Annotated in this window: 18 protein-coding genes, 1 tRNA gene and 5 pseudogenes; 11 read left to right on the top strand and 13 right to left on the bottom strand. The window is 62.6% G+C overall.

Annotated features, from left to right (window positions below):
- Window positions 1-21 precede the first annotated feature (21 nt).
- Window positions 22-2,832: a carbamoyltransferase HypF gene (hypF, locus tag JKV55_RS06940; RefSeq protein WP_202083586.1), complete on the bottom strand. Its 2,811-nt coding sequence runs from the start codon at window positions 2,830-2,832 to the stop codon at window positions 22-24.
- 94 nt (window positions 2,833-2,926) lie between these two features.
- A pseudogene (locus JKV55_RS06935) lies at window positions 2,927-3,207 on the bottom strand (dicarboxylate/amino acid:cation symporter).
- Between JKV55_RS06935 and JKV55_RS06930 the strand changes: the two are divergent.
- A pseudogene (locus JKV55_RS06930) lies at window positions 3,193-3,512 on the top strand (GTP cyclohydrolase II); the annotation flags it as partial. The pseudogenes JKV55_RS06935 and JKV55_RS06930 sit on opposite strands and share 15 nt — an antisense overlap.
- Before the next feature lie 76 nt (window positions 3,513-3,588).
- On the opposite strand, the gene JKV55_RS06925 reads toward JKV55_RS06930, so the two are convergent.
- The 5 genes and pseudogenes from JKV55_RS06925 to fruB form a co-directional block, all read right to left on the bottom strand.
- Window positions 3,589-5,331, bottom strand: a complete 1,743-nt coding sequence (locus JKV55_RS06925) for a PTS fructose-like transporter subunit IIB (protein ID WP_202083584.1) — start codon at window positions 5,329-5,331, stop codon at window positions 3,589-3,591.
- Window positions 5,332-5,334: 3 nt separating this feature from the next.
- Window positions 5,335-6,279 carry a 1-phosphofructokinase gene (gene pfkB, locus JKV55_RS06920; RefSeq protein ID WP_202083583.1) on the bottom strand — a complete coding sequence of 315 codons (945 nt, stop codon included), beginning with the start codon at window positions 6,277-6,279 and terminating at the stop codon, window positions 5,335-5,337.
- Window positions 6,276-7,922, bottom strand: a pseudogene (ptsP, locus tag JKV55_RS20280) (phosphoenolpyruvate--protein phosphotransferase); the annotation flags it as partial. The pseudogene ptsP and the gene pfkB, both read right to left, overlap by 4 nt.
- 102 nt (window positions 7,923-8,024) lie before the next feature.
- Window positions 8,025-8,306: pseudogene (locus JKV55_RS20275) on the bottom strand (HPr family phosphocarrier protein); the annotation flags it as partial.
- Window positions 8,307-8,339: 33 nt separating this feature from the next.
- Window positions 8,340-9,440, bottom strand: a pseudogene (gene fruB, locus JKV55_RS20270) (fused PTS fructose transporter subunit IIA/HPr protein); the annotation flags it as partial.
- 173 nt (window positions 9,441-9,613) lie between these two features.
- Here fruB and cra point away from each other — a divergent pair.
- The gene (cra, locus tag JKV55_RS06910; RefSeq protein WP_202083582.1) at window positions 9,614-10,591 is read left to right on the top strand and encodes a catabolite repressor/activator; all 978 of its coding nucleotides are present in this window, start codon (window positions 9,614-9,616) and stop codon (window positions 10,589-10,591) included.
- A 120-nt stretch (window positions 10,592-10,711) separates the two neighbouring features.
- Here the strand turns inward: cra and JKV55_RS06905 are convergent, their stop codons facing one another.
- Both JKV55_RS06905 and JKV55_RS06900 read right to left on the bottom strand, forming a co-directional pair.
- Window positions 10,712-11,374: a TIGR01621 family pseudouridine synthase gene (locus JKV55_RS06905; protein WP_202083580.1), complete on the bottom strand. Its 663-nt coding sequence runs from the start codon at window positions 11,372-11,374 to the stop codon at window positions 10,712-10,714.
- 65 nt (window positions 11,375-11,439) lie between these two features.
- Window positions 11,440-11,530, bottom strand: a tRNA-Ser gene (locus JKV55_RS06900).
- A gap of 218 nt (window positions 11,531-11,748) precedes the next feature.
- On the opposite strand from JKV55_RS06900, the gene JKV55_RS06895 reads away from it, so the two are divergent.
- The 4 genes from JKV55_RS06895 to JKV55_RS06880 all read left to right on the top strand — a co-directional run bounded on the left by JKV55_RS06895 (window position 11,749) and on the right by JKV55_RS06880 (window position 16,800).
- Entirely contained in the window at window positions 11,749-12,408 is a 660-nt protein-coding gene (locus tag JKV55_RS06895; protein WP_202083578.1) for a Bax inhibitor-1 family protein, read from the top strand.
- Between the two features lie 120 nt (window positions 12,409-12,528).
- Entirely contained in the window at window positions 12,529-14,676 is a 2,148-nt protein-coding gene (gene yccS, locus JKV55_RS06890; protein WP_202083571.1) for a YccS family putative transporter, read from the top strand.
- A gap of 26 nt (window positions 14,677-14,702) precedes the next feature.
- Window positions 14,703-15,032: a TusE/DsrC/DsvC family sulfur relay protein gene (locus JKV55_RS06885; protein ID WP_202083569.1), complete on the top strand. Its 330-nt coding sequence runs from the start codon at window positions 14,703-14,705 to the stop codon at window positions 15,030-15,032.
- A gap of 67 nt (window positions 15,033-15,099) precedes the next feature.
- On the top strand, window positions 15,100-16,800 hold the full coding sequence (locus JKV55_RS06880) for a histidine kinase (protein WP_202083567.1): 1,701 nt from the start codon (window positions 15,100-15,102) through the stop codon (window positions 16,798-16,800).
- An 82-nt stretch (window positions 16,801-16,882) separates the two neighbouring features.
- Here the strand turns inward: JKV55_RS06880 and JKV55_RS06875 are convergent, their stop codons facing one another.
- Complete coding sequence (locus JKV55_RS06875; RefSeq protein ID WP_202083565.1) at window positions 16,883-17,221, bottom strand: Grx4 family monothiol glutaredoxin; 339 nt, start codon at window positions 17,219-17,221, stop codon at window positions 16,883-16,885.
- A 295-nt stretch (window positions 17,222-17,516) separates the two neighbouring features.
- On the opposite strand from JKV55_RS06875, the gene sodB reads away from it, so the two are divergent.
- From sodB to pyk, 4 genes are all read left to right on the top strand, one after another.
- Window positions 17,517-18,098, top strand: a complete 582-nt coding sequence (gene sodB / locus JKV55_RS06870) for a superoxide dismutase [Fe] (RefSeq protein WP_202083563.1) — start codon at window positions 17,517-17,519, stop codon at window positions 18,096-18,098.
- A gap of 134 nt (window positions 18,099-18,232) precedes the next feature.
- Window positions 18,233-19,546 carry a 30S ribosomal protein S12 methylthiotransferase RimO gene (rimO, locus tag JKV55_RS06865; protein WP_202084238.1) on the top strand — a complete coding sequence of 438 codons (1,314 nt, stop codon included), beginning with the start codon at window positions 18,233-18,235 and terminating at the stop codon, window positions 19,544-19,546.
- Between the two features lie 257 nt (window positions 19,547-19,803).
- The gene (locus JKV55_RS06860) at window positions 19,804-20,655 is read left to right on the top strand and encodes a MurR/RpiR family transcriptional regulator (RefSeq protein ID WP_202083562.1); all 852 of its coding nucleotides are present in this window, start codon (window positions 19,804-19,806) and stop codon (window positions 20,653-20,655) included.
- A gap of 285 nt (window positions 20,656-20,940) precedes the next feature.
- The gene (gene pyk, locus JKV55_RS06855; RefSeq protein WP_202083560.1) at window positions 20,941-22,380 is read left to right on the top strand and encodes a pyruvate kinase; all 1,440 of its coding nucleotides are present in this window, start codon (window positions 20,941-20,943) and stop codon (window positions 22,378-22,380) included.
- 73 nt (window positions 22,381-22,453) lie between these two features.
- Here pyk and JKV55_RS06850 read toward each other — a convergent pair whose 3' ends face one another.
- Window positions 22,454-24,718 (bottom strand): acyl-CoA dehydrogenase, encoded by a 2,265-nt coding sequence (locus JKV55_RS06850; RefSeq protein ID WP_202083558.1) that lies wholly within the window; start codon window positions 24,716-24,718, stop codon window positions 22,454-22,456.
- A gap of 31 nt (window positions 24,719-24,749) precedes the next feature.
- Complete coding sequence (gene psrA / locus JKV55_RS06845) at window positions 24,750-25,379, bottom strand: TetR family transcriptional repressor PsrA (protein WP_202083556.1); 630 nt, start codon at window positions 25,377-25,379, stop codon at window positions 24,750-24,752.
- 240 nt (window positions 25,380-25,619) lie between these two features.
- Here psrA and JKV55_RS06840 point away from each other — a divergent pair, with 240 nt between their 5' ends.
- Window positions 25,620-25,769: a DUF2496 domain-containing protein gene (locus JKV55_RS06840; RefSeq protein WP_202083554.1), complete on the top strand. Its 150-nt coding sequence runs from the start codon at window positions 25,620-25,622 to the stop codon at window positions 25,767-25,769.
- A gap of 15 nt (window positions 25,770-25,784) precedes the next feature.
- On the opposite strand, the gene JKV55_RS06835 is transcribed toward JKV55_RS06840, so the two are convergent.
- On the bottom strand, window positions 25,785-26,682 hold an 898-nt coding region (locus tag JKV55_RS06835), incomplete at its 5' end, for an IS4 family transposase (protein WP_202083552.1).

Genomic DNA, 26,682 nt, shown 5'->3' with positions numbered 1-26,682 from the left:
GAAACAACCTGCTCGCGCCGGCTAACGCGGCGCCTTCCCCCTGCGCCTGCCCCGGGCAAGGGCGATGGCGGCCTGACCCAGGGCAATGCCCCCGTCGTTGCATGGCGCCTGGCTTTGGGTCAGCACCGTCAGCCCCATGGCTTCCAGCGCCTCAATCAGGGCCGCCAGCAGCAGGCGGTTTTGCATCACACCACCGCTCAGGGCCACGACGTCAAAGCGCGCTTGGCGTTGCAACTGCTGCACCATTCGGCACAGCCCACTCACTAAACTTAGGTGAAAATTGGCCGCCAGCACCGCTTCGCTTGCTCCCGCCAGCAGGGCATTGATCATCAGGGGCCACATCGGGGCCGGATCCAGTTGCCAGAGTCCGCCTTCGCGGCTTACCCGAAAGTCATAACAGGCGCGGGCCTGCGCCCTGCCGGCCAGGTTTTCAAGCTTCATGGCCGCTTCCCCTTCAAAACTCTGCTCGGCAGGCGCCACGCCCAGCAGTGCCGCCACCGCATCGAACAACCGCCCCGCCGATGAGGTCAGCGGAAAGCGCGGCGCCATGGCCAGCAACGTCTCGGCCTCATCCCTGAACAGTAACGGACAGCGGGATTGCAGCTCCGGCCATAAAGAAAACGATACCCGCTGGGCCAGCAGGTTGCGCCAGGGCTGGCGGCTGGCCTGATCGCCCCCCAGTAAAGGGAAAGGCCGCAGCCGCCCCAGCCGGTGGTAAGCGGCATAATCGGCCAGCATGAACTCCCCGCCCCACAGGCTGCCGTCATCGCCAAGGCCCAGGCCGTCGAGCACCACGCCCAGCACCGGCTCATTTGGCCCATGGCTGTTTTCCACCAGGCAGGACACCAGATGGGCATGATGATGCTGCACCCGGTACAACGGCAGTCCGCGCTCCCTTGCCAAGCGCCCGCCCAGCCGGGTGGCGGCATAGTCGGCATGCAAATCGACGGCAATGGCCCGGGGCTTGAGGCCCAGCAGCGCCGGCAGACGCTCCACCTCCTGTCCTAACGCATCCAGACAGGCCGGACTGGCCAGATCGCCCATGTGTGAAGACAGCACCGCCCGGCCTGAACCTGCCAGGCAGCAACTGTTTTTCAAATCCGCGCCCAGCGCCAGCACGGTGCCGTTCAGCCCGGCAGGCAGGGGGATGGGATCCGGGACAAAACCCCGGGCCCGGCGAATCAGCCTGGGCCGGCCAGCCACCACGGCCAGCACCGAATCATCGCAGCGGTTCACTATGGGTCGGTTATGCAGCAGAAAAGCATCGGCCAGTGGGGCCAGCGCCGACAGGGCCTGCCGGTTACCGGTACAGATGGGCTCGCCCCCGGCATTGCCCGAGGTCATCACCAGCGGACCGTCCAGCTCGTTCAGCAACAGCCAGTGCAGCGGCGAGCTCGCCACCATCACACCGAGGTGCGCCAGCCCCGGCGCCAGCGCTTCGGCCGCCATGCCCGCCAGCCGCTGTCGCAGCCGCGCCCTGGGCAACAGCACAATGGGCGCCGCCGGGCTGCTCAGTTGCGCCTGCTCAGCGTCATTCAGTTCAAACCAGGCGTCCACTTGCGCCAGATCCCGCATCATGACCGCAAAGGGCTTGGCGGGTCTGTGCTTGCGCTCGCGCAATAACCCAATGGCCGTTGCCGAGCCGGCATCGCAGGCCAGCTGAAACCCGCCAATGCCCTTAAGCGCCAGCACTCGACCTTGCTTCAGCCAGGTGGCACATTGCGCCAGCAGGCTCGCCGCGGCCCCCCGGATATGCTGCCCTTCGGCACCTTGCAGCCACAAATGCGGACCGCAAACGGCACAGGCCACGGGCTCGGCATGAAAGCGCCGGTTGCCGGGATCGCCATACTCTTCATCACAGGCAGTGCACAGGGCAAAATCCGCCATGGCGGTATGGGCCCTGTCCCAGGGCAGGACCCGCACAATGGAATAGCGGGGGCCACAATTCGTGCAGTTGATAAAGGGGTAACCATGGCGCCGGTCAGTGGCGTCGTTCAGCTCCGCCAGACACACCGGACAAGGCGCCAGATCCGGCGGGATCCGGGCGCCCTGTCCCTTTGTCTGGCTGTTCACCACCCCAAACTCACGGGGCACGGACACCCAGTCAAAGGGCTCGGTATCGATACGCTCAATGCGGGCATGAGGCGGGCACTCGGCCCGCAACCGCCGGCAAAACGCCGCTACCCTGGGCTCATCGGCGGCCAGCCGGATTTGTACTCCGGCGCCGATATTGCCGACATCCCCCACTAGACCGAGCCCGGTGGCCAGACGGTAAACAAAGGGGCGAAAGCCCACCCCCTGCACACACCCGGTAATGTGCAGGCGATAACCCGCCAGCGCTTCGCTCACCAGGCCGGGCGGCATCAGCTCTTCCGTTACATAGCCATGCAGGCGCCGGCACAATGCCGGCAGGGCACAAGCCAGCTCATGGCTGAGCTCGAGGGTACAGGGCGTAAAACAGTGCCCGCCAATCACCATCAGATCGACAACCGGGGCCGGTGATACCAGTTGCGGCACCAGCGCCAGCAGCCCCTTGATGCCGCCGCCATGTTCAGGCCCATCACTGCCCGCCAGCGCGTCCGCCGTCACATTGCGCAACAAGCAAATTCCGCCCGCACGTCCGGCGGCCAAAAAAGTGTCCACCAGTATCACGCGCCGGCAGTGGCGAAACAGCGGCAGCAGACTCACTCCCCCCGTGCCCCCGTCCACCAGCTCGACCCCGTCGGGCCAGGAAAAGCGCCGGCACAGTGCCAGCGCGCGCAAACCGGCGGCATCGTCGCCCCGCAGAGGATTCCCCAGAAACACAATCCGTACCCCGGCCGTCGCCTTCATTGCCGTCCTTCTTCGATGCCTGGTCTTTCAACTATGGCTCACCCACTAAAAACGGGCGCCGCAACGCCCGTTTTTAGTGAAGAAGGTGCATTCGTCATTCCTTGCCAAAGTGCACGTCTTCTTCCTTTTCGCCGGCGTGGGGATCGTGAAAACGCACCAGGTTCATGGCCCCCTCGCTCTTGCCCACAATGCAGCTGAGCACGGCGTCACCGGTAATGTTGACGGCGGTGCGGATCATGTCGAGCAGGCGATCCACACCGATGATCAACGCAATCCTTCCACCGGCAGACCAACCTGGTTCAGCACCATGGCCAGCATCACCAGGCCCACGCCGGGCACCCCGGCGGTGCCGACGGAGGCCAGGGTCGCGGTCATGATCACTTCATTAAGGTCGACAACAAGATCCACGCCTACCACCTGCAGGATCAGGGCAAGGACACGGTGGAAGCCAACGTCGAACTCGGGTTTGACGCCGACATGCGCGACTACACCATCTGTGCCGATATGCTGCGCAGCCTGGGTGTCAAACAGCTCAGGCTGATGACCAACAACCCGCGCAAGGTCAAGGCGATGGAAAATTTCGGCATCGAGGTGGTAGAGCGGGTGCCGGCCGCAACCCCTTCAACGAGCATTATCTGGACACCAAGGCCGGCAAGCTCGGCCATATGCTGAAAGAATAGCCGCTCTCCCCGGCTGTCCTCGCGATCAAAAAAACCCCGGGACCTGCCCGGGGCTTTATTATCCACGACTCGCAGTTTAAGCCTTGGCGGCGGCCTGCTGACCGGCGGCCAGCATTTCCGCGTCGCTGCGCTTCAATACCGAGTAGAGCACGCCGGTAACGAGGGAACCGACGGCGATGGCCAGCACGTACCACAGCAGCTGCTGGATGGCATTGGGGATGAACAGCACGAAGATACCGCCGTGGGGTGCCAGCAGCTTGGCGCCGAACAGCATGGACAGGGCGCCGGCCAGGGCTCCGCCGATCATGCAGCTCGGGATCACCCGCAGCGGATCCCGGGCGGCGAAGGGAATGGCCCCTTCGGAGATAAAGCACAGCCCCAGTACGAAGGAGGCCTTGCCCGCTTCCTGCTCGTTGGTATTGAACTTGCGCCGGGCCAGGAAGGTGGCGATGCCCATGCCGAGCGCCGGTACCATGCCCGCCGCCATGGCCGCCGCCATGGGGCCGTAGGTCTCGGACGCCAGCAGGCCGACCGAGAAGGCGTAGGCCGCCTTGTTGACCGGACCGCCCATGTCGAAGCACATCATGGCCCCGATAATGATGCCGAGCAGCACCGCGTTGGCCGAGCCCATGTTGTTGAGGAAGTCGGTCATGGTGTTCATGATGCCCGCAACCGGACCGCCGACGATGTAGATCATCACCAGGCCGGTAAAGAGGCTGGCAAACAGCGGGATGATCAGGATCGGCTTGAGCGACTCCAGGCTTTTCGGCATGGGGATGTTACGCGCCAGGTAACGCGCCGCGTAGCCGGCCAGGAAGCCGCTGATGATACCGCCGAGGAAACCGGCTCCCAGGGAGCTGGCCAGCATGCCGCCGATCATGCCGGGCGCGATGCCGGGACGATCGGCGATGGAGTAGGCGATATAGCCGGACAGCACCGGAATCATCAGGGCGAAGGCCGAGGCACCGCCGATCTGCATCAGGGCGGCGGCCAGGCTGCCTTCTTCTTTGAAGGCCTCGATGCCGAACACGAACGACAAGGCGATGATAAGGCCGCCCGCCACCACCATGGGCAGCATAAAGGACACCCCGGTCAGCAGGTGCTGGTAGGGCCCGGCCTGTTTCTTGTCGTCCTGGCCGTCCTGGGCGGCGCTGCTCTGCCCCTGATGCTGGTACATCTTGGCCTCGGCCAGGGCGGTCTCGATGGTGATCTTCGGCTTTTTCAGCGCCTGGCCGGTGCTGGTGCGGTAGACCCGCTTGCCGTCGAAGCGGCTCAGGTTGACCTCGATGTCGGCGGCCACGATGACGCAGTCGGCGGCGGCGATGTCCTCGGCGGTGAGGGCGTTCTGGGCGCCCACCGAGCCCTGGGTTTCCACCTTGATCTGGTGGCCCATGGCCTTGGCGGTCTCATTCAAAGCCTCGGCGGACATGAAAGTGTGGGCTACCCCGGTCGGGCAGGCGGTAATGGCCACCAGCCGGACGCCGGCAGCGGCGGCTGGCGCGCTCCCCTGTTGCTTGACCGCCTGGCCGGCGGCCTGCTGCAGCCAGGCCTTGGGATTGTTGAGGGCCTGCTGGATATCACTCTTGTACAGCGGCTTGCCGGCAAAGCGGGACAAGTCCAGCTCGGTGCCGGCGGCCACCACCACCAGCTCGGCTTCGTCCAGCTGGGCCTGGGTGAAAGGGATCACCGGCTCGAGCTGGCTGTGGCACTCCACCGTGGCCTGCCAACCCAGCTCCTCCGCCGCCTGGCGCAACAGGCGGGCGGCCATGTAGCTGCTCGCCATGCCACTGGGGCAGGCGGTAACGATCAATGTCTTCATTATTTATATCTCCTTGGCCTCGACCTGAGTGATCAGGATCGCGTTCTGATAGTCACTGACTTCCTTTTGATTACGAATTCCCACCCCGATCTGGGTCACCGCCATCAACGACAGTGCCACGGCCCGGCGCAGGGTCTCTGCTTCTTCCAGTCCTTCCACAAAGCCGGCACACAGGCCGGCCACCAGGCTGTCCCCTGCCCCGACGGTGCTGACCACCTTGACCTGGGGCACCTGGGCCCGCCAGTAGCCCCTGGGGCTGAACCAGTGCACACCATCGGCGCCGGCCGACACCACTACGTGCTCGATGCCCTGGGCCTGCAGTTCGCGGGCACAGGCGGCCAGGTCCGCGTCATCCTGGATGGGGCGGCCGACCAGGCCGGCCAGCTCGTCGATGTTGGGCTTGATCAGCGCCGGCAGGCCCTTGATGCCGGCCCGCAGCGCCTCGCCGCTGGCATCCAGCAACACCGCCTTGCCCCGCTCGCGCCACATCTCGATCATGCCTTCGAGCTGCTGGGGATGGACCCCGGGCGGCAGGCTGCCCGCCACCACCAGGGTGTCGAAGTTGTTGGCCAGGGATTCCAGCCGCGCCAGCAGCCGGTTCCAGTCCACGTCGGTCACCTTGAGGCCGGGCAGGTTGATGTCTGTGACCCGGCCGTCCCCCTCACTGACTTTGACGTTGACCCGGGTATCGCCTGCCAGGCGCACGAAGTCATCTTCGATGCCGTGCTGGCTGAACAGGGCCCGGAACGAAGAATCGTTGTTCAGGCCGAGAAAGCCGCAGGCCCGGGGGGTATGGCCCAGATCGGCCAGCACCCGTGCCACGTTGATGCCCTTGCCGGCCGCGCCCAGGTGGCCGGATTTGGCGAGGTTCACCTCGCCGGGCTTGAGGGAATCCAGGGAGACCGTCAGGTCCAGGGCCGGATTCAGGGTCAGGGTCAGTATACTCATTTGGCTTCTCCTACCAGGGCGCGCACCGCATTGGCATCGGAGGCCAGCAGTGCCTGTTCGGCCAGTTGTTGACAGGCACTCAGGCTCCAGTCACGGACCTGGGCCTTGACCATGGGTACCCGTTTAAGGCTGACCGAGAGCTCATCCACCCCCAGGCCCACCAGCAGCGGCAGCGCCTTGGGATCCGAGCCCAGCTCGCCGCACACCCCGACCCACTTGCCCTTGGCATGGGCGGCGTCGACGGTCATCTTGATCAGGCGCAGCACCGCCGGGTTGAGGCCGTCGGACAGGCTGGCCAGCTCGCCGTTGCCGCGGTCCACCGCCAGGGTGTACTGGGTCAGGTCGTTGGTGCCGATGCTGAAGAAGTCGGCCTCCTCGGCGAACACCTGGGCGTTGAGGGCGGCGGAAGGCACTTCCACCATGATGCCCACCTGCACGTCCTTGGCCTGCACCTCGGCCTGGACCTTGTCGAACATGTCCTTGGCCCAGCGCCATTCGGACCAGTCCGCCACCATGGGGAACATGATGCGGATCGGCTGGTCGCCGGCGGCGGTCAGCAGGGCGCGCAACTGGGTTTCCAGCAGTTCGGGCTTCTGCATGCACAGGCGGATACCGCGCACCCCGAGGAAGGGGTTTTCCTCTTTAGGCACCGGCCAGTAAGGCAGCGGCTTGTCACCGCCCACGTCCAGGGTCCGGGCCACCAGGGGACGGCCGTCGAGGGCGTCGATGGCCTTCTTGTACTCGGCAATCTGGGCCTCCAGGCCGGGGGCACTGCTCTGGGCCATGAACACGAACTCGGTACGCAGCAGGCCCACGCCCTCGGCACCGGCCTCCACCGCCTCCACCGCCTTGGCGGTCTCACCCAGGTTGGCACAGATTTCCATGCGATGGCCGTCGCGGGTGGTCGCATGCTGATCGCGGCTGGCCCAGGCTTTCTCCGCCAGCGCCTTCTCTTGCTGCTGGCGGACCTTGGCCTGCGCCAGCTGCTCGGCCTCGGGCGCCACCCAAAGGGTGCCGGCCTCGCCGTTCAGTATTACTTCGGTGCCCTGCTTCAGGGTCATGACGGCGCCGCCCATGGCCACCAGGGCCGGAATGCCCAGCGAGCGGGCCAGGATGGCGCTGTGGGAAGAGGCGCCGCCGCCGGCGGTAACCATGCCCAGCACCTTGGCCGGATCCATGTTGACCACGTCGGAAGGACCTATGTCTTCCGCCACCCAGATGTAGGGGGTATCCGGTTTTTGCGGCAGGCTGGTGTTGCACAAAATGGCCATCACCCGGCGGCCGATATCGCGGATGTCGGCGGCCCGCTCGGCGAGCAGGGCATCGGGGCTGGCGGCCTGCAGGGTGGCGGCGGAGTCGATCTCGCTCCACCAGGCCGCGGCGGCGGACAGCCCCTTGCTCATGCGCTCGGCGGCGCCTTCGGCCAGGGAAGGATCGTCCAGCAGCTCCTGGTGCATGGCCATGATCTCGCGGGCCTGGGGCTGGGTCGCCTTGACCACGCTGTCGGCCAGGTCGCTGTGGGCCTGCTTGATGGCGGCGCTCAGCTTGCCCTGTTCGGCGGCGGCATCGGCGGCCTTTTCCGGATAGTCGAACTGGATGGGGGCTTCCACGAACACCGGCCCGATGGCGGTGCCCGGCGAGGCGGCCACACCCTGTACTTCGGTATTGGGGGCGATGTCGTGCACCTGATGGATCTCGGGCTGCTCGGCCTCGGCCACCGGGGCGGCGGCGAGCGGGACGAGTTCTTCACCCAGGCCGCTGTTCACCGCCTCCACCAGGCCGGCCAGGGCGGCCTCGGCGTCGCTGCCTTCGGCCTTGAACACCAGCTGGTGTCCGGCCTTGACGCCCAGGCTGATGACCTTCATCAGGCTCTTGGCGGACACGCTGTGGCCGTCGCCGTCCAGGTTGCGCACCTGGATATCGGCCTCGAATTTCTTGGCGGCCTGCACCAGCATGGCGCCGGGGCGGGCATGCAGGCCATGGGGGTTGCGCACCACCACCAGCCGTTCGTTGGCGGCCAGGGCTGGCGCCTCGCTCTCGAGCGGTGCCGGTACCACTTCCTCACCCAGGCCGGCGCGCACCGCCTCCACCATGCCCTTGAGGGCGGCATCGGCATCTTCGCCGTCGGCGGTGAAGGCCAGGGTATGGCCGAGTTTGACACCCAGGGTCATGATCTTCATCAGGCTCTTGGCGGACACCGCCTTGCCGTCGCAGTTCAGGTTACGCACCTTGATATCGGCCTGGAACTGCTTGGCGGCCTGTACCAGCATGGCGCCGGGGCGGGCGTGCAGGCCATGGGGGTTGCGCACTTCCACCGTCACCTCGCCGACGGCCACGGCAGCCGGCCCCTGGCTCAGGGCAGCCAGCAGGGCCTCGGCGGAAGCCTGGCCGGCCAGCTCATTGCCCTTACCGGCGGCCAGCCAGTCGGCCAACTGGGTCAGCAGGCCCTTGTGGGCCGCGCCCTTCACCGCCAGCGCCAGCAGGGCCGAAACCGGCTGCTGCCGGTGCTCGAAGGAGTCCACTGTCACCAGCGCCGCCCGGGAAGGGCCGCTGGTCGGGGTCTGGCTCAGCCACCAGCCTTGCCCCAGGTGGCTGGCCTCGCCCTTGATCAGGGCGGACTGCTCGCTGGCGTTGGCCTGCATCAGCACCGCGGCCTGTTCGGCCAGCTGGCCCAGGGAGCTGGCCTTGGCCTTGACGGCGATGCTTTCCACACCCAGGGCCAATTCGGGCTCGCTATCGCCCTGCAATAACTGCAGAATATCCTGCGGCTCGCTGGCGGCCTTGACCCGCTCGGCCAGGTCGTCCTGGGACAGGGCCCGGGCCAGTTGCTTGAGCAGCCCCAGGTGTTCGTCGGAGCCGGCGGCGATGCCCAGCACCAGGTAGGCTTTTTCACCGTCACCCCACTCCACGCCCGCGGGCAGATGAATGGCCTTGATACCGGTTTTTTTCACCAGATGGCGGGTATCCTGGGTACCATGGGGAATGGCGATGCCCTGCCCCAGGTAAGTGGCGGTTTGGGCTTCGCGTGCCAGCATGCCGGCCTCGTATCCGGCGGCCACATTGCCGTCCTGCTCCAGCCACTGGGCCAGCGCATTGATCACGGAAGCCTTGTCGGCCAAGGCGGCACCGATTTTTACGTCTTGTGTAGACAGTGAAAGCATGACATCACCTGCTGATTTACAAGGATATTTACACCCTAGAACAAGATGGAAAGAACTTGGGTTATTTTGTAACTGAATTCATACTGAATCGTTTCAGCAATTCAAGCAAGCTATCTGCACCGGCAGATTGCAATGATATGATCTGGTGCACATTTTGATGGATTTAACGAACAATGAAACTTGACGAAGTCGCCCGCCTGGCCGGCGTATCGCGCACTACCGCCAGCTACGTGATCAACGGCAAGGCGGAACAGCACCGGATAAGCCAGGCCACCCAGGATAAGGTGATGGCGGTAGTACGGGCCCACAACTACCAGCCCGACCGCCAGGCCGCCGCCCTGCGCGGAGCCCTGTCCCATACCTTCGGCCTGATAGTGCCGGACCTGGAGAACCCCAGTTATGCCCGCATGGCCAAACTGCTGGAATGGCACGCCCGCAAGGCCGGTTTCCAGTTGCTGGTGACCTGCTCCGATGACGAAGCGGATACCGAAAAGGATCTGGCCCTGATGCTGAAAGGACGGCGGGTGGATGCCCTGATAGTGGCGTCCTGCCTGCCGCTGGACGACGACTTCTACCTGAAGGTCAACCAGGAGCTGCCGGTTATCGGGGTGGACAGATCCCTGCCCGCTCCCCTGATCTATGTGAGCAGCGAGAACAAGGCCTCTTCCTTCCGCCTGACCCAGACCCTGGCCGACCCCGGGCTGGAGCAAGCCTGGCTGATTGCCGCCGCCCCGGATCTGGGCATCAGCCTGGAGCGGGAGCAGGGCTTCGTCAAGGCCCTGGAGAAAACCGGGGTGCCTTACCAGGTGCTCTATGGCGAACGGTTCGAGCGCCAGACCGCCTTTCGCCTGCTGAACGAGCTGGAGCAGGTGGACTGGCAACGCCCCCAGGCCATCGTTACCACCGCCTTCGTGCTGCTGGAAGGGGTGCTGGATTATTTCTACCAGCACGAAGCCCAGTTGCCCTCCCGCCTGCGGCTCGGCACCTTCGGTGATCACCGGCTGCTCGATTTTCTGTCGAGCCCGATCAACACCATCGCCCAGGATCACCATATCGTCACCCAGCAGGTACTGAACCTGACGCTGGATGCGGTGCGGGGCAACTACCGCAGCGGCCATTACCCGGTACCACGGATACTGCACAAGCGCTGAACCGGGGCAACCGCAGATGAAGCATCGGGGTGGCATGGTCCATTGAAATGGACCCTACATCAGCCACTCCAGCCCACGTCGGGATCGATGTTGTTCCGTTCGGCGCCCCAGCTGGCGGGCCTAACCGGCCTCGCAGGCCCCCGACAGCCCGCACGCCCAGCGCTCGAGCGCCTCGGCCTGCTCGAGGAAGCATGTTCCCTCCGTCAGCGGGGCCCGGACGCTCAGTCGTTCGCCGCCATAGCCAAACTCCAGCTGCCAGGCATGCAGATAGCCCCGGTCCGCCGGGCTGCCGCCGTAACGCTCATCTCCCAGTATGGGGCTACCCAGGCTTTTCAGCGCCACCCGCAGTTGGTGGGTCTTGCCGGTGTGGGGTTGCAGCAGGAAAGCCCGCAACCCGTTATCGAGCAGGCTGCTGTAAAAGCGGGTAATGGCCGGATTGGCGCTGCCCCGGGTCAGTTTCCAGCTGCCGCCCCGGGCCTTTTCCATGTCGCCCTTTACCAACCCCTGCTTCTTGCCGGGCTTGCGATCCGACAACGCCAGGTACAGCTTGCAGGTACTGCGCTCGGCAAACTGGCGGCTGAGCTCGCGGTTGGCTTCAGGGGTGCGGGCCAGCAGCAGGGCACCGGTGGTCATCTTGTCGAGTCGGTGCACCGGGTAGAGCGGTTCACCCAGCTCCTCGCTCAGTCGCCGCACCAGACCCGGGCTGTCCCCTTCCTGGTGCATGCCGATGCCGGCGGGCTTGTTGATCACGTAGAAATGGTCGTGGCGTAGCAGTATGTCCATGGGCAAACTCCGGGCGGGACAATGCAAAAAGCCCGCTGCGGGTGACGCAGCGGGCTTTTCAGGTCTGGCGGAGGAGGTGGGATTTGAACCCACGGTAGGCTATTAACCTACGCCGGTTTTCAAGACCGGTGCATTCAACCACTCTGCCACCCCTCCGACGGGCGACAATAGTACTCAGGCCCCATCATCTTGTAAACTGATAAATGCCGGCCCCGGTGCGAATGGATATTTAATGGACAAAAAGACCCACCCTTGCGAGACAAGTCCTTGAATTCGGGCACGGAAAGCTCGACAACCGGGTCATATTATGTCCACAATACACTTCATTATTCGGTGGTTCCATCCCTGTTTTAGACACTAAAGGAGTCTGAACAATGCGATACAACAATACCCTGTCCCGCACCCAGGCGGGCGCGCTGGAGACCAACAAGGTCCTGCGCAATACCTACATGCTGCTGGGCATGACCCTGGTGGTCGCCGCCCTGTCCGCCGCCGTGAGCGCCATGCTCGCCCTGCCCCGTCCGGGCCTGATCATCACCCTGGTCGGCTTCTACGGCCTGATGTTCCTGACCGAACGCAACAAGAACAGCAGCCTGGGATTGCTGTGCATCTTCGCCTTTACCGCCTTTACCGGCTACACCATAGGCCCCATCCTCAATTACTACCTGAGCACCTCCTCCGGTACCGAGACCGTGATGCTGGCCCTCGGCGGCACCGCCCTGACCTTCCTGTCCCTGTCCGCCTATGTGCTGACCACCAAGAAGGATATGTCCTTCCTCGGCGGCATGATGATGGCCGGTTTCGTGGTGATACTGGTCGGCTTCGTGGCCAACCTGTTCCTGGCCCTGCCGGCCCTGAGCCTGGCCCTGAGCGCGCTGTTCATCCTGTTCTCGTCCGGTGCCATCCTGATGCAGACCAGCGCCATCATCCACGGCGGCGAGCAGAACTACATCTCCGCCACCGTGACCCTGTATGTGTCGATTTTCAATATTTTCCTCAGCCTGCTGCAGTTGCTGGGCCTGAGCCGGGATTAATCTCCCCCTCCTTTTTTCAAAAAAGCCCCGTCCGGGGCTTTTTTATTGCCCCCGGCGGCTGTGCATCGGCACCGACTTGGGTATTATCGTCCTCTGACCGGCCAACTGCTAACAGGGATCATGTCGCCCGGAATTATCTGGCTCAGACGCGTCTTCACCGACAGCCATTTCTTCTTCGCCCTCAAGGTATTGCTGGCCATGTCCAGCCTGTTGCTGCCCGGATGGTGGCTGGAACAGGTGCCCGCCGCCGTCACCCTGGCGCTCGGCGCCATGGCCGGCGCCCTGAGCGAGGTGGATCAGGACCTCAAAGGCCGGTTGCGCCACCTGCTGCTGAGCCTGCTGTGCTTCTTCGTCGCCATCACCGGTGTCAGTTGGCTGATCGACTCGCCCTGGCTGTTCGGTCCCCTGCTGGTGTTCACCACCTTCGTCCTGGTGCTGCTGGGAGCCTGGGGGCCCACCGCCGGCAGCCTCGGCTTCGGCACCCTGCTGGTGTCCCTCTATGCCATGCAGGGGCATGCGGACAGCCCCTATTTCTGGTACCAGCCGCTGCTGCTGACCCTGGGGGCGGCCTGGTACGGCCTGCTGTCCTGGCTGGTGCTGCTGGCCTGGCCCTACAAGCAGGTGCATGAACAACTGGCCCAGTGCTACTTCGCCCTGTCCCGCTACCTGCTGGAGAAATCGCGCTTCTTCGACAGCCCCGAGGAGGAACACCAGCACCTGCGCCATGGGCTGGCCCAGCTCAATATCCAGCTGGTGAACGCACTGGAAAGTACCAAGCAGATGCTTAACCGCCGCATCCAGGACCACGGCAAACAGGACGCGGAGCTGGGCCGCCTGCTGGCGCTCTACCTGCTGGTGCAGGACATGCATGAACGGGCCGCCTCCAGCCACTACTCCTACCGGCAGCTCAACCAGGATCTCAACCAGGTCAATGTGCTGGCCGGTTACCAGACCCTGCTGGTGGAGCTGGGCGAAGCCTGCTACCGGCTGGGCTATGCCATCCTCACCCACAATGCCTACCAACATAGCAAACGCATCGCCTGGGAGCTGAGCGCGCTGCAGGATCAGCTCGACTACAGCCACCTCAAACGCCATTACCCGCGTTCCCTGCTGAGCCCGATGAAGTTTCTCAGCCGCAATATGGAGCACCTGCACCAGGCCCTGCTGCGTGCCCAGGATCTGACCCGGCGGCAGACGCCGCCCGAGGCAAGCCAGGTCGAACTGGCCCGCCCGCCCCGGCAGCCGTTCTGGCCCAAGCTCAAGGCGCTGCTGCACCCCAATTCCATCCTCTTTCGCCACGGCGTGCGCCTGGGCCTGTGCTTCGCCCTCGGCTATACCCTGATAGCCAGCCTCGAGCTGGAACGGGGCTACTGGATACTGCTGACCATCCTCTTCGTGTGCCAGCCCAGCTTCAGCGCCACCCGAAAACGCCTGGTACAGCGGACCCTGGGTACCCTGGGCGGCCTGCTGGCGGGGATTCCGTTGCTGTACCTCTTCCCTTCGGTCGGTGCCCAGATTGTCGTGCTGCTGCTGTGCAACTTTATCTTTTTCACCCAGGTGAAGATCTACTACAGCTGGGCGGTGGGTTTCGTTACCCTGTTCGTACTGCTGGCCTTCAACCTGCAGGGCAGCGGCCAGGACCCGATCTTCCTGCCGCGCCTGTTCGACACCCTGGCCGGCTGCGCCATGGCCTTCGTCGCGGTCTGGTTTATCTGGCCCGACTGGCAACGACGCCACCTGCCCCGGCTGATGGCCGATGCCATGGAGGCCAATGCCAATTACCTGGCGGCCATCGCCCGCCAGTTCGAACGGGGGCGGAACGACGAACTGGACTACCGGCTGCCACGCAAGCAGGCCCACCTGGCCGACAACCAGCTGGCTCTGGCCTGGCAGAATATCCGGGTCGAGCCGGTACCCAGGCACTGGCTGAACCTCTGCTTCGACATCGCCTACCGCAACCATGCCCTGCTGTCCTACCTGTCGACCCTGGGCGCGCACCGCATCCATTCGGAGGTGTTGACCGGCACCCCGGTGCCACAACTGGTGGCCAGGCTGCAGGCCTCGGCCAAGGCTTTACGCAGCGGCGAAGAGCTGCCGGCCTATTCCCCCTTGACGACCACCCGCACGGACAGCGACGACGAATGGGTGATCCTGACGCACCAGCTGCTCGGCCATATCACCCTGCTGGTCAACGATCTCTACCAGCTGGCCCGAGGCTTTCAACAGCAGACGCCGGCAGAAGATGCAGCGGCCGACCGACTTGGGTAAGATGGCGGCGCTACAGAGGAGTCACTATGTTCGAATTTGAAGGGCGGGTCATTGCAACCGATGCCCAGGGTTATCTCAAGGACCATCAGGACTGGCAACCGGCCATGGTTGCCCTGCTGGCGGAACAGGAAGGCATCAGCCTCACCCCCGAACACTGGGAAGTGATCCGGTTCGTCCGGGCATTTTATCTCAAATACAATAGCTCCCCCGCCATTCGCGCCCTGGTGAAAGCCATGGCCAAGGAGTTGGGCGAAGAAAAAGGCAACAGCCGTTACCTGTACCGATTGTTTCCCAAGGGGCCGGCCAAGCAGGCCACCAAGCTGGCCGGACTGCCCAAGCCAGTGAAATGCATCTGAATCCCGTGGCTCTTCCGACGGCCGGAGGGGCCAGCGGGACTGTTATTGCTACCAAGGACAGGACGCCATGTCATCGATCCCCTTATCCCGTTCCCTGTTGACCCGCATCACCCTGTTGATGCTGATCCTGGTGCTGCTGGCCCTGGTCAGCCTGGCGGCCTCGGCCTGGCTGTCCGACAAGAGCGGGGGGCGGGCCTATGTGATCAACAAGGCCGGCTCATTGCGGATGCAAAGTTATCGACTGCTCAGCCGGGTTCCCTTGCAGGACGACGCTGACCTGCTGATGCTGGAACGGGATCTGCGGGATCCGGTGCTGGTGCGGGTGCTGGATAACGACGGCCTCAGCCAGGAACACCGGCAGTTGCAACAGCAATGGCTGCAGCTCAAGGCCAGCCTGCTGCAAGCTTCGGACCGCGGGCCGGTGAGTACCCAGGTGGCCGCCTTCGTCGATGCCATCGATACCCTGGTGATCCAGATCGAGCAGAATACCGAGGCCAGTCTGCAGCGGCAGAGCTGGCTGCAGTTCATGGTGATGCTGGCCATGCTGCTGATCCTGGTGGCGGCGGTGATCTACCTGCACCAACGGCTGCTCACCCCGTTGCGCCGGCTGTTGCTGGTGGCGCGGGCCGTAGGCCAGGGTGATTTCGCCTGCCGCAGCGGTATTGCCGGCGACGATGAAATGGCGGTGCTGGCCGCCACCGTGGACACCATGAACCAGCAGCTGTCCGAACTCTACGGCCAGCTGGAAGAAAAGGTGGAGCAACAAACCCGGGCCCTGGTACGCTCCAACCAGACCCTGACCACCCTCTATGATACCCAGCGGGAACTGCAGGGCGTGGAGCCGCTGTATCAGCGCCTGCCCGGGCTGTTGAGCCGGCTGGAGCAACTCACCCCCTTGCGCCAGATCTGCATTCACCTCTATGAAGGGGACGATGACAGCTCCTTCGACGAAGTCACCGCCTGCTCGGACGGTGCCGGGCCCCGCGACGCCCCCAACTACCGCTGGCCCCTGCAGGACAGCAGCGGCCATTACGGTCAGGTGCTCGCCTGCTGCCCGCCGGGGCAAGCGCTGGCGGAGGAACAGCAACAGCTGCTGGCCAGCATCTTCGATCAGATAACCACCGCCCTGGCCCTGGATCGGCGTCAGCACCAGCACCAGCAGCTGCAACTGATGGAAGAACGGGCGACCATAGCCCGCGAGCTGCACGACTCCCTGGCCCAGGCCTTGACCTACCTCAAGCTGCAGGTCAGCTATGTGCAGCTGCAGCTGCCCGACCCCAGTCCCGAAGTGGCCTCGGGACTGGACGAGATGCGCGAAGGGCTGAACAACGCCTACCGCCAGTTGCGGGAGCTGCTCACCACTTTCCGTCTCAAGCTGGACAAGCCCGGTCTCTATGCCGCCCTGAGCGACACCCTGGCCGAGTTCAACCGCCGCATGGGCTTTGCCATCGATTTCGAATACCGGCTGTCACCCCACCGGCTGAGCCCTAACCAGACCATCCACCTGGTGCAGATCACCCGCGAGGCCCTGCACAATGTGTTCAAGCACGCCCAGGCCAGCCGGGTGGCGGTCCGGGTCTGGCAGCAGGACGAGGCGATTCACCTGTCGGTGGCGGATAACGGCACCGGCATCGACACCGGCATGGATCAGGGGCAGCACTACGGGCTCAAGATCATGCAGGACAGGGCCGCCAGCCTGGGCGGCGCCCTGCGTATCGGCCCCGGGGAACAAGGCGGCACCCTGCTTGAAGTCTGTTTCAGGCCCTGAGGCGTGGAAGCGTGAACGGTGAGGTCGATTGAAATCGACCCTGCGGAAGCCGAAGGGTCGAATTTATGCGAGCGCGGACGGTTTATGCCTGCTCGGGCTTGGGATGCTTGGCGGCGGTGTCCTTGATCAGGCTCTGCAGTTCGCCCTGCTGGAACATCTCGATGATGATGTCGCAACCGCCGACCAGCTCCCCTTCCACCCACAGCTGGGGAAAGGTCGGCCAGTTGGCGTACTTGGGCAGCTCGGCGCGGATGTCGGGATTTTGCAGGATATCCACATAGGCGAAGGGCTCGCCGCAGTTCATCAGCGCCTGGGACGCCTGGGCGGAAAAGCCGCAGCTGGGAAACTTGGGTGAACCTTTCATATACAGCAGGATCGGGTTTTCGCTGATCTGGGTTTTGATTTTTTCAATGGTGTCCATGACCACCTCGGACGCATGTGGTTAAAAAAGTCTATTCTACTTTATCCCTCTGCGGTCACAAGAGCGAGCACACATAAATCGGTATCTGCAAGGCAATAAAAGCCCATCCTGTGCACAGGGCCATTATCCCCCTACAAAAGCTGTTGTTGTTTCGTTATCAGGCAAACTGTTACAATCCTTTCAGCAATTTAGCGGTTTGCGACTATGCTCTGTCATGGGTCGCGCCCGCCATGGAAAGCAAGCAGCAATGTCTCGGCCAGCTCCGGCTGGCACAATCAAAATGGAGAAAATAACAATGGCATTTGAACTTCCCGCACTGCCTTACGCCAAAAATGCTCTGGAACCCCATATCTCCCAGGAAACCCTGGAATATCACTACGGCAAGCACCACAACACCTACGTGGTCAACCTGAACAACCTGGTTCCCGGTACCGAGTTCGAAGGCAAATCCCTGGAAGACATCATCAAGACCTCTTCCGGTGGCATCTTCAACAATGCCGCCCAGGTGTGGAACCACACCTTCTACTGGCACTGCCTGGCTCCCAACGGCGGCGGCGAGCCGACCGGCGCCCTGGCCGACGCCATCAAGGCCGCTTTCGGCTCCTTCGACGCCTTTAAAGAAGAGTTCACCAAATCCTGCGTGACCAACTTCGGCTCCGGCTGGACCTGGCTGGTGAAGAAGGCCGACGGCTCCGTGGGCATCGTCAACACCTCCAATGCCGGCTGCCCGCTGACCGACGGCGTTGCCCCGCTGCTGACCTGTGATGTGTGGGAACACGCCTACTACATCGACTACCGCAACGTGCGTCCCGACTATGTGAAAGCCTTCTGGGCCCTGGTCAACTGGGACTTCGTGGCAGAAAACTTCGCCAAATAAGCTTTCGTCAGTTGAAAACACCCCGGCCTTCCGGGGTGTTTTTGTTGCTGCCTCTTTTTTAGTCAGCCGACTTGGGTGTAAAATGCGCCCTCTTTCGTTTCCACCCTCTTTAAAGTGAGTTAAGCCAAGTGAGTATGTCTGTTCCCCGTATCGGCTTCGTGTCTCTCGGTTGCCCGAAAAATCTGGTCGACTCCGAGCGTATCCTGACCCAGTTGCGTATCGAAGGTTACGAGGTGGTGCCTTCCTACGATGATGCCGATCTGGTGATCGTCAATACTTGCGGCTTTATCGACAGCGCCGTACAGGAATCCCTGGAAGCGGTGGGCGAAGCCCTGAACGAGAATGGCAAGGTCATCGTCACCGGCTGCCTGGGCGCCAAGGAAGATCAAATTCGCGAAGTGCACCCCAAGGTGCTGGAGATCACCGGCCCCCATTCCTACGAGCAGGTACTGAACCACGTGCACCAATACGTGCCGCGTCCGGAATACAATCCCTTCGTCAACCTGGTGCCCGAACAGGGTGTCAAGCTCACCCCCAAGCATTTCGCCTACCTGAAGATCTCCGAAGGCTGCAACCACAAGTGCACCTTCTGCATCATCCCCTCCATGCGCGGCGATCTGGACAGCCGCCCCATCGGTGAGGTGCTGAGCGAAGCCCGCCGCCTGGTGGACGCCGGGGTGAAGGAGCTGCTGGTGATCTCCCAGGACACCTCCGCCTACGGGGTGGACGTCAAGCACAAAACCGGTTTCGCCGACGGCATGCCGGTCAAGACCCATATCCAGGCCCTGTGCGAAGAGCTCGGCAAGATGGGGGTCTGGGTACGGTTGCACTATGTCTACCCCTACCCGCACGTGGACGATCTGATCCCGCTGATGCGCGACGGCAAGATACTGCCCTACCTGGACATTCCCCTGCAGCACGCCAGCCCCCGTATCCTCAAGCTGATGAAGCGCCCGGGCGCGGTGGAGCGCACCCTGGAGCGGATCCGCAGCTGGCGCGAAATCTGCCCCGAGATCACCATCCGCTCCACCTTTATCGTCGGCTTCCCCGGCGAAACAGAGGAAGACTTCCAGCTGCTGCTCGACTTTATCGCGCAGGCCGAGCTGGATCGGGTCGGTTGCTTCACCTACAGCCCGGTGGAAGGCGCCCGGGCCAACGAACTGGCGGACCCGGTGCCGGAAGAGGTCAAGCAGGAGCGCTTCGAACGCTTTATGGCGCTGCAGCAGGAGATCTCCACCCGCAAGCTGGCCCAGAAGGTGGGCAAGGTCATCGAGGTGCTGATCGACGAGGTGGACGAGGAAGGCGCCATCGGCCGTTCCAGCGCCGATGCTCCGGAGATCGACGGCCTGGTCTACCTCAACGGCGAAACCGGCCTCGAGCCCGGCCAGTTGGTGAAGGTGACCGTCACCCATTCCGACGAATACGATCTCTGGGGCGAGCTGCTCTAACGACCGGCCGTTCCCGGCAAAAAGCCCCGCACGCGGGGCTTTTTTACATCTCCAGAGGATGGAGCATCCATTTCATTTGTTATTAAGCAACACCATTATTGGCTTTTTTTCCGCCTTGCGAGTAATTTTTTTAGAGTTCAGTCATACTTTGGTATGGGGGTACTCTTAACGCAATCGATTGTCCTGTATAGTGTATCCACTTTTGTTACGCCGCCCAGGGTTGTTCCTGGCCCGTCCCATCGAGCCCGGTTGTCCAGATGAATACATTAGAAAAAATTACAAAAAATATAGATAGTTTCAGCAAGTCTGAAAGGAAAGTGGCGGAAGTGATCCTGGCTTCGCCGCAAACCGCCATCCATTCCAGCATCGCCGCCCTGGCCAAGCTGGCGGACGTGAGCGAGCCGACCGTCAACCGCTTCTGTCGCCGGCTCGACACCAAGGGCTTTCCGGACTTCAAGCTGCACCTGGCCCAGAGCCTGGCCAACGGCACCCCCTATGTAAACCGCCATGTGGAAGAAGACGACGGCCCCGAGTCCTATACCGCCAAGATTTTCGAGTCCAGCATGGCCTGCCTGGATTCGGCCCGGCACAGCCTGGACCCGCAGGCGGTCAACCGCTGCGTCGATATCCTGACCCAGGCCAAGAAGCTGTCGTTTTTCGGCCTGGGCGCCTCTTCCGCCGTGGCCCACGACGCCATGAACAAATTTTTCCGCTTCAACGTGCCGGTGCTGTGCTTCGATGACGTGGTGATGATGCGCATGAGCTGCATCGCCAGCTCCGAGGGCGACGTGGTGGTGCTGATTTCCCACACCGGCCGCACCAAGGCGCTGGTGGAAATCGCCCAGTTGGCCCGCCAGAACGACGCCATCGTCATCGGCCTCACCGCCAAGGACTCGCCCCTGGCCCGGGAGTGCACCATGGTGCTGTCGATGGACGTGCCGGAAGACACCGATGTCTACCTGCCGATGGCCTCCCGCCTGGCCCAGATGGTGCTGATCGATGTGCTCGCCACCGGTTTTATCCTGCGCCGCGGCGGCAAGTTTCGGGAAAACCTGAAGAAGGTTAAAGAAGGGATAAAAAATTCACGGTTTGATAACCCTCACCTTTGATTTTGATCAAATGGCCGGCAAATACCGGCCATTTTTGTGACCGCGTCTACACTTTGACCCGGGCTTCGGTTATTATCGGTAACAATTTACAAAACCAAGGATGCAGCGTCAGACCGTGAGCCAGCCATTCATCACCTACCGAGAGCCCATGGCGGCTCGATTGGCCATCCCAAGACTCCCGTCTGCAGACATCCGTTGTTCGTCCCCTATTCGCAGCCTGCCAGGCTTAACAAGCAATTTGAACATCCCCTCTTTCTTTCATCTACATCTCAATTGGAGTCTCTTATGTTAAGACGTACCAAGATTGTCACCACCCTGGGCCCGGCTACCGATCGCGACAATAACCTGGAAGGTATTATCGCCGCCGGCGCCAACGTGGTGCGCATGAACTTCTCCCACGGTACTCCCGAAGATCATATGGCCCGCGCCAACCAGGTGCGTGAGATTGCCAAGAAGCTGGGCAAGCACGTGGCCATCCTGGGCGACCTGCAGGGACCCAAAATCCGCGTCTCCACCTTCAAGGACGGCAAGATCCACCTGAACATCGGCGACAAGTTCGTGCTGGATGCGGACCTGCCGAAAGGCGCCGGCGATCAGCAGCAGGTCGGCATCGACTATAAAGAGCTGCCGCGCGACGTGAAGAACGGCGATATCCTGCTGCTCGACGACGGTCGGGTCCAACTGCGGGTCGAGGGCGTGGAAGGCAACAAGGTACTGACCGAAGTCACCGTGGCCGGCCCCCTGTCCAACAACAAGGGCATCAACAAGAAAGGCGGTGGCCTGTCCGCCCCGGCGCTGACCGAGAAAGACAAGGAAGACATCAAGACCGCCGCCAAAATCGGCGTCGACTACCTGGCCGTGTCTTTCCCCCGCACCGGCGAAGACATGCGCATCGCCCGTGAACTGGCCCGTGCCGCCGGCAGCAATGCCAAGCTGGTGGCCAAGGTGGAACGTGCCGAAGCGGTGGCGACCGACGCCGCCATGGAAGACGTGATCCTGGCTTCCGACGTGGTCATGGTCGCCCGGGGCGACCTGGGCGTGGAAATCGGCGATCCCGAGCTGGTGGGTGTACAGAAGAAGCTGATCCGCACCTCCCGCCGCCTGAACCGGGTAGTGATCACCGCCACCCAGATGATGGAGTCGATGATCACCGCCCCCCTGCCCACCCGCGCCGAGGTGATGGACGTGGCCAACGCCGTGCTGGACGGCACCGATGCGGTCATGCTGTCCGCCGAAACCGCCGCCGGCCAGTTCCCGATCGAAACCGTGAAGGCCATGGCCGAGGTTTGCCTGGGCGCCGAGAAGCATCCCAGCGTCAACGTCTCCAACCACCGCATGAACTTTACCTTCACCTCGGTGGAGGAAACCGTGGCCATGTCCACCATGTATGCGGCCAACCACCTGCAGGGCGTCAAGGCCATCGTGGCCCTGACCCAGTCCGGCACCACCCCGCTGCTGATGTCCCGCATCAGCTCCGGCCTGCCGATCTTCTCCCTGTCCCGTGAAGCCAAGACCCTGGCCTGGACCAACCTGTATCGCGGCGTGACCCCGGTTCACTTCAAGCCCGACGACAGCCTGAGCCATGCCGAGATCTGCCGCGAAGCCCTGGCCACCCTGAAACAGGCCGGTTACGTCAGCTCCGGCGATCTGGTCCTGCTCACCCACGGCGACATGATGGAAGTGGTCGGCAGCACCAATACCTGCAAGATCCTGACCGTGGAATAAGCGGGACGAGCTAGAAGAAGTATAAAAAGGCCGGGCATTTGCCCGGCCTTTTCTGTTAATGGCGGTCGTCGGCTCAGGCCGCGTCAGACTTTTTTGGCATCTCCCGGCTCAACACCCCGGGAGCGAAGCTGTCCACCGCGATGGCGCGGCGGCGCAGCTCCTCCGCCTTGAGCAGGCGCTGGGCTTCGGTATCGCTGATAATCTCCTGAGCCCTGGCCTGGGCCAGCATCTGCTCGAAGGGCAGTTTGCGCGCAAGCCGGCCGGCCTGCTGTGCCTCCAGCAGCTTCTTCTCGATGCCCTGTACCGATACCATGGCCAGGAAGGCCGCCTCCACCTCGCCCAGGCCGGGCTCGCTGTCCTTGGGCACATAGCATAGCTGGGTCAGGCGATCACGCACCCCGCCCGGCGTCATCAACAGCTTGCAGATGGCCTGGGCGTGCTTGTCCAGGGGCTTGCCGTAGCGGTTGCCCAGCGGGAAGATCAGGGTCTTCAGGGCCACCGCCACGGGCCGGCTGGGGAAGTTCTGGAAGAAGCCGTCCAGGGCTTCGCCGATCAGATACAGGTTGCGGCCGAGCGCATAGTGCACGAAGGGCAGCTCATCGGCGCAGCGACCGTTGTCCTCATAGAACTTGAGGGTGGCGGAAGCCAGGTAGAGGTGGCTCAGCACATCGCCCAGGCGGGCGGAGATCATTTCCTTGCGCTTGAGATCCCCGCCCATGATCAGCATCGACATGTCGGCGCACAGGGCCAGGGCCTTGCTCATACGGGCCAGTTGCTTGTAGTAGCCGGCGGTTTCGCCGGATACCGGCGCACCGTTGAAGCGGCCGCCGGTCAGCCCCTGCCAGAAGGCGCCGAACACGTTGCCGGCGGCGAAACCGATGTGCTTGAACAACAGTTGGTCGAACTGGTCCAGGCCGGCCTTTGCGTCCGGATTGGCCGCCGCTTCCAGCTCCTTCAGCACGAAGGGATGGCAACGGGTGGCGCCCTGGCCGAAGATCATCAGGTTGCGGGTGAGAATGTTGGCCCCTTCCACGGTGATGGCCACCGGAATACCCATGTAGTTGTGGGCCAGGTAGTTTTTGGGCCCCATCTGGATAGCCTTGCCCGCATGCACGTCCATGGCGTCGTCCATCACGGTACGGGCCATTTCGGTCATATGGTACTTGGAGATGGCGGTGACGATGGCCGGGCTTTCATTCAGATCCAGCGCCCGGGTGGTCAGGCGGCGCGTCGCCTCCAGTTGATAGGTCATGCCGCCGATACGGGCCAGGGCTTCCTGCACGCCTTCGAACTTACCGATGGACAGGCCGAACTGCTTGCGTACATAGGCATAGGCGCTGGTGGTACGGGCCGCCAGGTGACCGCTGGCGGTGCCCAGGGCCGGTAACGAAATCCCCCGGCCGGCGGACAGGCATTCCACCAGCATGCGCCAGCCGCGGCCGGCATAATCGGGTCCGCCGATGATCCAGTCGAGGGGGATGAACACATCCTTGCCCCGGGTGGTGCCATTGAGGAAGGCCAGCCCCATGGGGAAGTGACGATCACCAATTTCCACCCCTTTGTGGCTGGTGGGGATCAGGGCACAGGTAATGCCAATGTCCCTGTTGTCGCCCATCAGGCCGTCGGGATCATAAAGTTTGAACGCCAGCCCCAGCACGGTGGCGCGCGGCGCCAGGGTGATGTAGCGCTTGTCCCAGTTGAGGCGGATACCCAGCATTTCTTCGCCGTTGTACTCGCCCTTGCACAGCACGCCGCTGTCGGGAATGGCGCCGGCATCGGAGCCGGCTTCCGGCCCGGTCAGGGCAAAACAGGGCACCTCGGTTCCCTTGGCCAGCCCCGGCAGCCAGCGATCCTTCTGCGCCTGGGTGCCATAGTGCATCAGCAGCTCACCGGGCCCCAGGGAGTTCGGTACCATGACCGTCACGGCGGCACTGATACTGCGGCTGGCGAGCTTGGCCACTATGGTGGAGTTGGCATAGGCGGAAAAGTCCCGGCCACCGTAGGACTTGGGGATGATCAGCGAGAAGAAGCCTTCTTTCTTGATATAGTCCCATACCGGCTCGGGCAGTTCGCGCTCATCGTTGACTATATGATGATCGTCCAGCATGGCGAGCAGGGTTTCCACCTGATTATCGAGGAAATGCTGCTCTTCATCGGTGAGGGAGGAAGGACCATAGGCCGCCAGCTTGGACCAGTCCGGCTTGCCGCAGAACAGCTCGCCGTCCCACCACACCGAGCCGGCTTCCATCGCTTCGCGCTCGGTGGCCGACAACGGCGGCAGTATTTTCTTGAAGGTGGCGAAAGCCGGCCCACTGATCCATTTCTTGCGTAAACTCATGATCCCTCTCCTTAGTAACCGGGATGGTAAATCAACAGGGCTTGGCGCCGACGCCACTGGCCAGGTAAGGGATCACCTTACGTACCAGCCCTTCCACATCTATTTCTTCGTTGAAATCGGTACGGGCGATGTCCCGCAGTGCCTCGCTGGAGGCCATGGTGAACACCACAGTGCCCAGGGTGAAGTGCAGCCGCCAGAACACATCGGCGGAGGACAGCTCGGGCGCGGCCTTGCGGATGGCCTGGGTAAAATGTTCCAGCACCTCGCCGTAGTGATTGACGATAAACCAACGCAGGAAGCCCTGGTTATCGATATAACCCCGCCCCAGCAGCTGCAGGAAAATTTCGGGCCCGCGGCGCTTGATCCTGGTCAGCGTCATCAGCGGTGCCACGAAGCAGTCGAACACCTGGTGCAGGGTGATCTCGGGCTCCGCCAGCAGGCGGGTCAAGGCCTCATCGGTACTGGGCATAAAGATGGCCAGGTAGCGGTCCATCACCGCCTTGATCAGATCCTTCTTGGAGCCGAAGTGGTAATTGACCGAAGCCAGGTTGACATCGGCCGCACTGGTGATGAGCCTGAGCGAGGTCTCGCTGAATCCCTGCTCGGCAAACAACACCTCGGCGGCATCGAGGATCTTCTGCTTGGTATCTTTTTTGCTCACTGGCCACCTCAAATAAAACAAGTGTTTAAAATTTACGTTTCAAAGCCGGTTACTGTCAAGTTAAAAACGCGTCAAAAAAATTTTACGTCATTTGGCATATTTTACGGGAACCTTCTTCTTTATCCCCGCTCCAATGTAATGCCACTGCAATTAAGCACTAAGTCTTTGCCCAGCCCTGCTGGGCATTTTTTTGGGTAAAATCCGGTGATGAGTCCGGTATTGTCAGACGAGGAGCCTATCATGACCCTGGCCGAAGCCCCGGCAGAAGTTCAACTGGCGGTGGATCTGATCGAATTGCTGGAACTGAATGAAGTGAACCCCGCGCTGGCGTTGGCCGCCCTGGCCATCGTCACCCGGGATTTCGAACGTAAACTGGAAGCTGGAAGCTAGAAGCCTGACTCTTAGTCACAAGTCGAGTCCTTTGAGCAACTCATAGGACTCGACGTAATGCATCAGTGTGAGCCAACCGTCCCACAGCGCCTGAGTACCTACTCGGCCCGTTCTCGCCGTGTCGTGCCAACGACCCAGTCGAGCCAAGGCGTAATAGGCCCAGTACAGCGACGGAGCTTGTGCCGGGAAGGGCTTCTGTTTCTCTGTCTTGCGCCACAGTAACTTCCACGATAGGGGCGTCAGCACACATTCACAGCTGATGTCCTTCGCCTCCTCCCTGTTCTGGGCGAGTTCCTTCAGTTGCAGCAGACGCACCGCCACAAAGGCCTTGATGATGGCCACCCGGCGCAGATTTTCCCTACGCTGCATCCGCAAGGACTCGACGTCCGCCCCCTCCGTCTTCCAGATACGATGAAACTCCTCTATCCGCCAACGAAGCTCGTAATATCTGACGATACGCCGCGCCGCCTCGGCATCCGGCAACGGCTCTGACGTATACAGTATCCACCGAAGGGCGTCTTTTTCCGCCCTGCCCACCTCCTGGCAGTAGACCACGTTCAGCGTCAGCGTTTTCTCGGCCTGAGCCCGCTGCGGCTTGTTCACCGTCACCTGGGTATAGCTGAGCGCAACATCGGCCGTGCGAGCCGGGCGGCCCCCTTTTTGCCGGATCTCCACCTGGTAATGGCTGGCGGGCTCGAGGCTATCCAACAACTCCCACAACTTCGTCGACGTCTCATCCGTCACCTTCCGGTTATCAGAGGCGCGGACCACAAAGCGATGCCGATGCTGTAGCTGATAGGCCAGGTATTCATAGATATCAGCTTCCCGATCACACACGTCGATGATGTTGCTCATGTCACCGAGGCGGCTGGCCAGCGTTGCCACCCCCTGTTGCCATTTATAGCTTTCCTTG

This window comes from Zobellella iuensis, assembly GCF_016746085.1.
Classification (GTDB): Bacteria; Pseudomonadota; Gammaproteobacteria; order Enterobacterales; family Aeromonadaceae; genus Oceanimonas; species Oceanimonas iuensis.
The sequence above is the reverse complement of the archived record's forward strand: the minus strand, read 5'-3'. Positions and strand labels throughout refer to the sequence as shown.

What these genes read in the sequence shown, in the direction of transcription:
- sodB (WP_202083563.1), top strand. Translation starts at nt 17,517, where the DNA reads ATGGCATTTGAACTTCCCGCACTGCCTTACGCCAAAAATGCTCTGGAA.
- JKV55_RS06885 (WP_202083569.1), top strand. Translation starts at nt 14,703, where the DNA reads ATGTTCGAATTTGAAGGGCGGGTCATTGCAACCGATGCCCAGGGTTAT.
- JKV55_RS06875 (WP_202083565.1), bottom strand. Translation starts at nt 17,221, where the DNA reads ATGGACACCATTGAAAAAATCAAAACCCAGATCAGCGAAAACCCGATC.
- JKV55_RS06905 (WP_202083580.1), bottom strand. Translation starts at nt 11,374, where the DNA reads ATGGACATACTGCTACGCCACGACCATTTCTACGTGATCAACAAGCCC.
- pyk (WP_202083560.1), top strand. Translation starts at nt 20,941, where the DNA reads ATGTTAAGACGTACCAAGATTGTCACCACCCTGGGCCCGGCTACCGAT.
- JKV55_RS06860 (WP_202083562.1), top strand. Translation starts at nt 19,804, where the DNA reads ATGAATACATTAGAAAAAATTACAAAAAATATAGATAGTTTCAGCAAG.
- cra (WP_202083582.1), top strand. Translation starts at nt 9,614, where the DNA reads ATGAAACTTGACGAAGTCGCCCGCCTGGCCGGCGTATCGCGCACTACC.
- JKV55_RS06840 (WP_202083554.1), top strand. Translation starts at nt 25,620, where the DNA reads ATGACCCTGGCCGAAGCCCCGGCAGAAGTTCAACTGGCGGTGGATCTG.
- JKV55_RS06925 (WP_202083584.1), bottom strand. Translation starts at nt 5,331, where the DNA reads ATGAAGACATTGATCGTTACCGCCTGCCCCAGTGGCATGGCGAGCAGC.
- hypF (WP_202083586.1), bottom strand. Translation starts at nt 2,832, where the DNA reads ATGAAGGCGACGGCCGGGGTACGGATTGTGTTTCTGGGGAATCCTCTG.
- rimO (WP_202084238.1), top strand. Translation starts at nt 18,233, where the DNA reads ATGTCTGTTCCCCGTATCGGCTTCGTGTCTCTCGGTTGCCCGAAAAAT.
- pfkB (WP_202083583.1), bottom strand. Translation starts at nt 6,279, where the DNA reads ATGAGTATACTGACCCTGACCCTGAATCCGGCCCTGGACCTGACGGTC.
- yccS (WP_202083571.1), top strand. Translation starts at nt 12,529, where the DNA reads ATGTCGCCCGGAATTATCTGGCTCAGACGCGTCTTCACCGACAGCCAT.
- JKV55_RS06895 (WP_202083578.1), top strand. Translation starts at nt 11,749, where the DNA reads ATGCGATACAACAATACCCTGTCCCGCACCCAGGCGGGCGCGCTGGAG.
- JKV55_RS06880 (WP_202083567.1), top strand. Translation starts at nt 15,100, where the DNA reads ATGTCATCGATCCCCTTATCCCGTTCCCTGTTGACCCGCATCACCCTG.
- JKV55_RS06850 (WP_202083558.1), bottom strand. Translation starts at nt 24,718, where the DNA reads ATGAGTTTACGCAAGAAATGGATCAGTGGGCCGGCTTTCGCCACCTTC.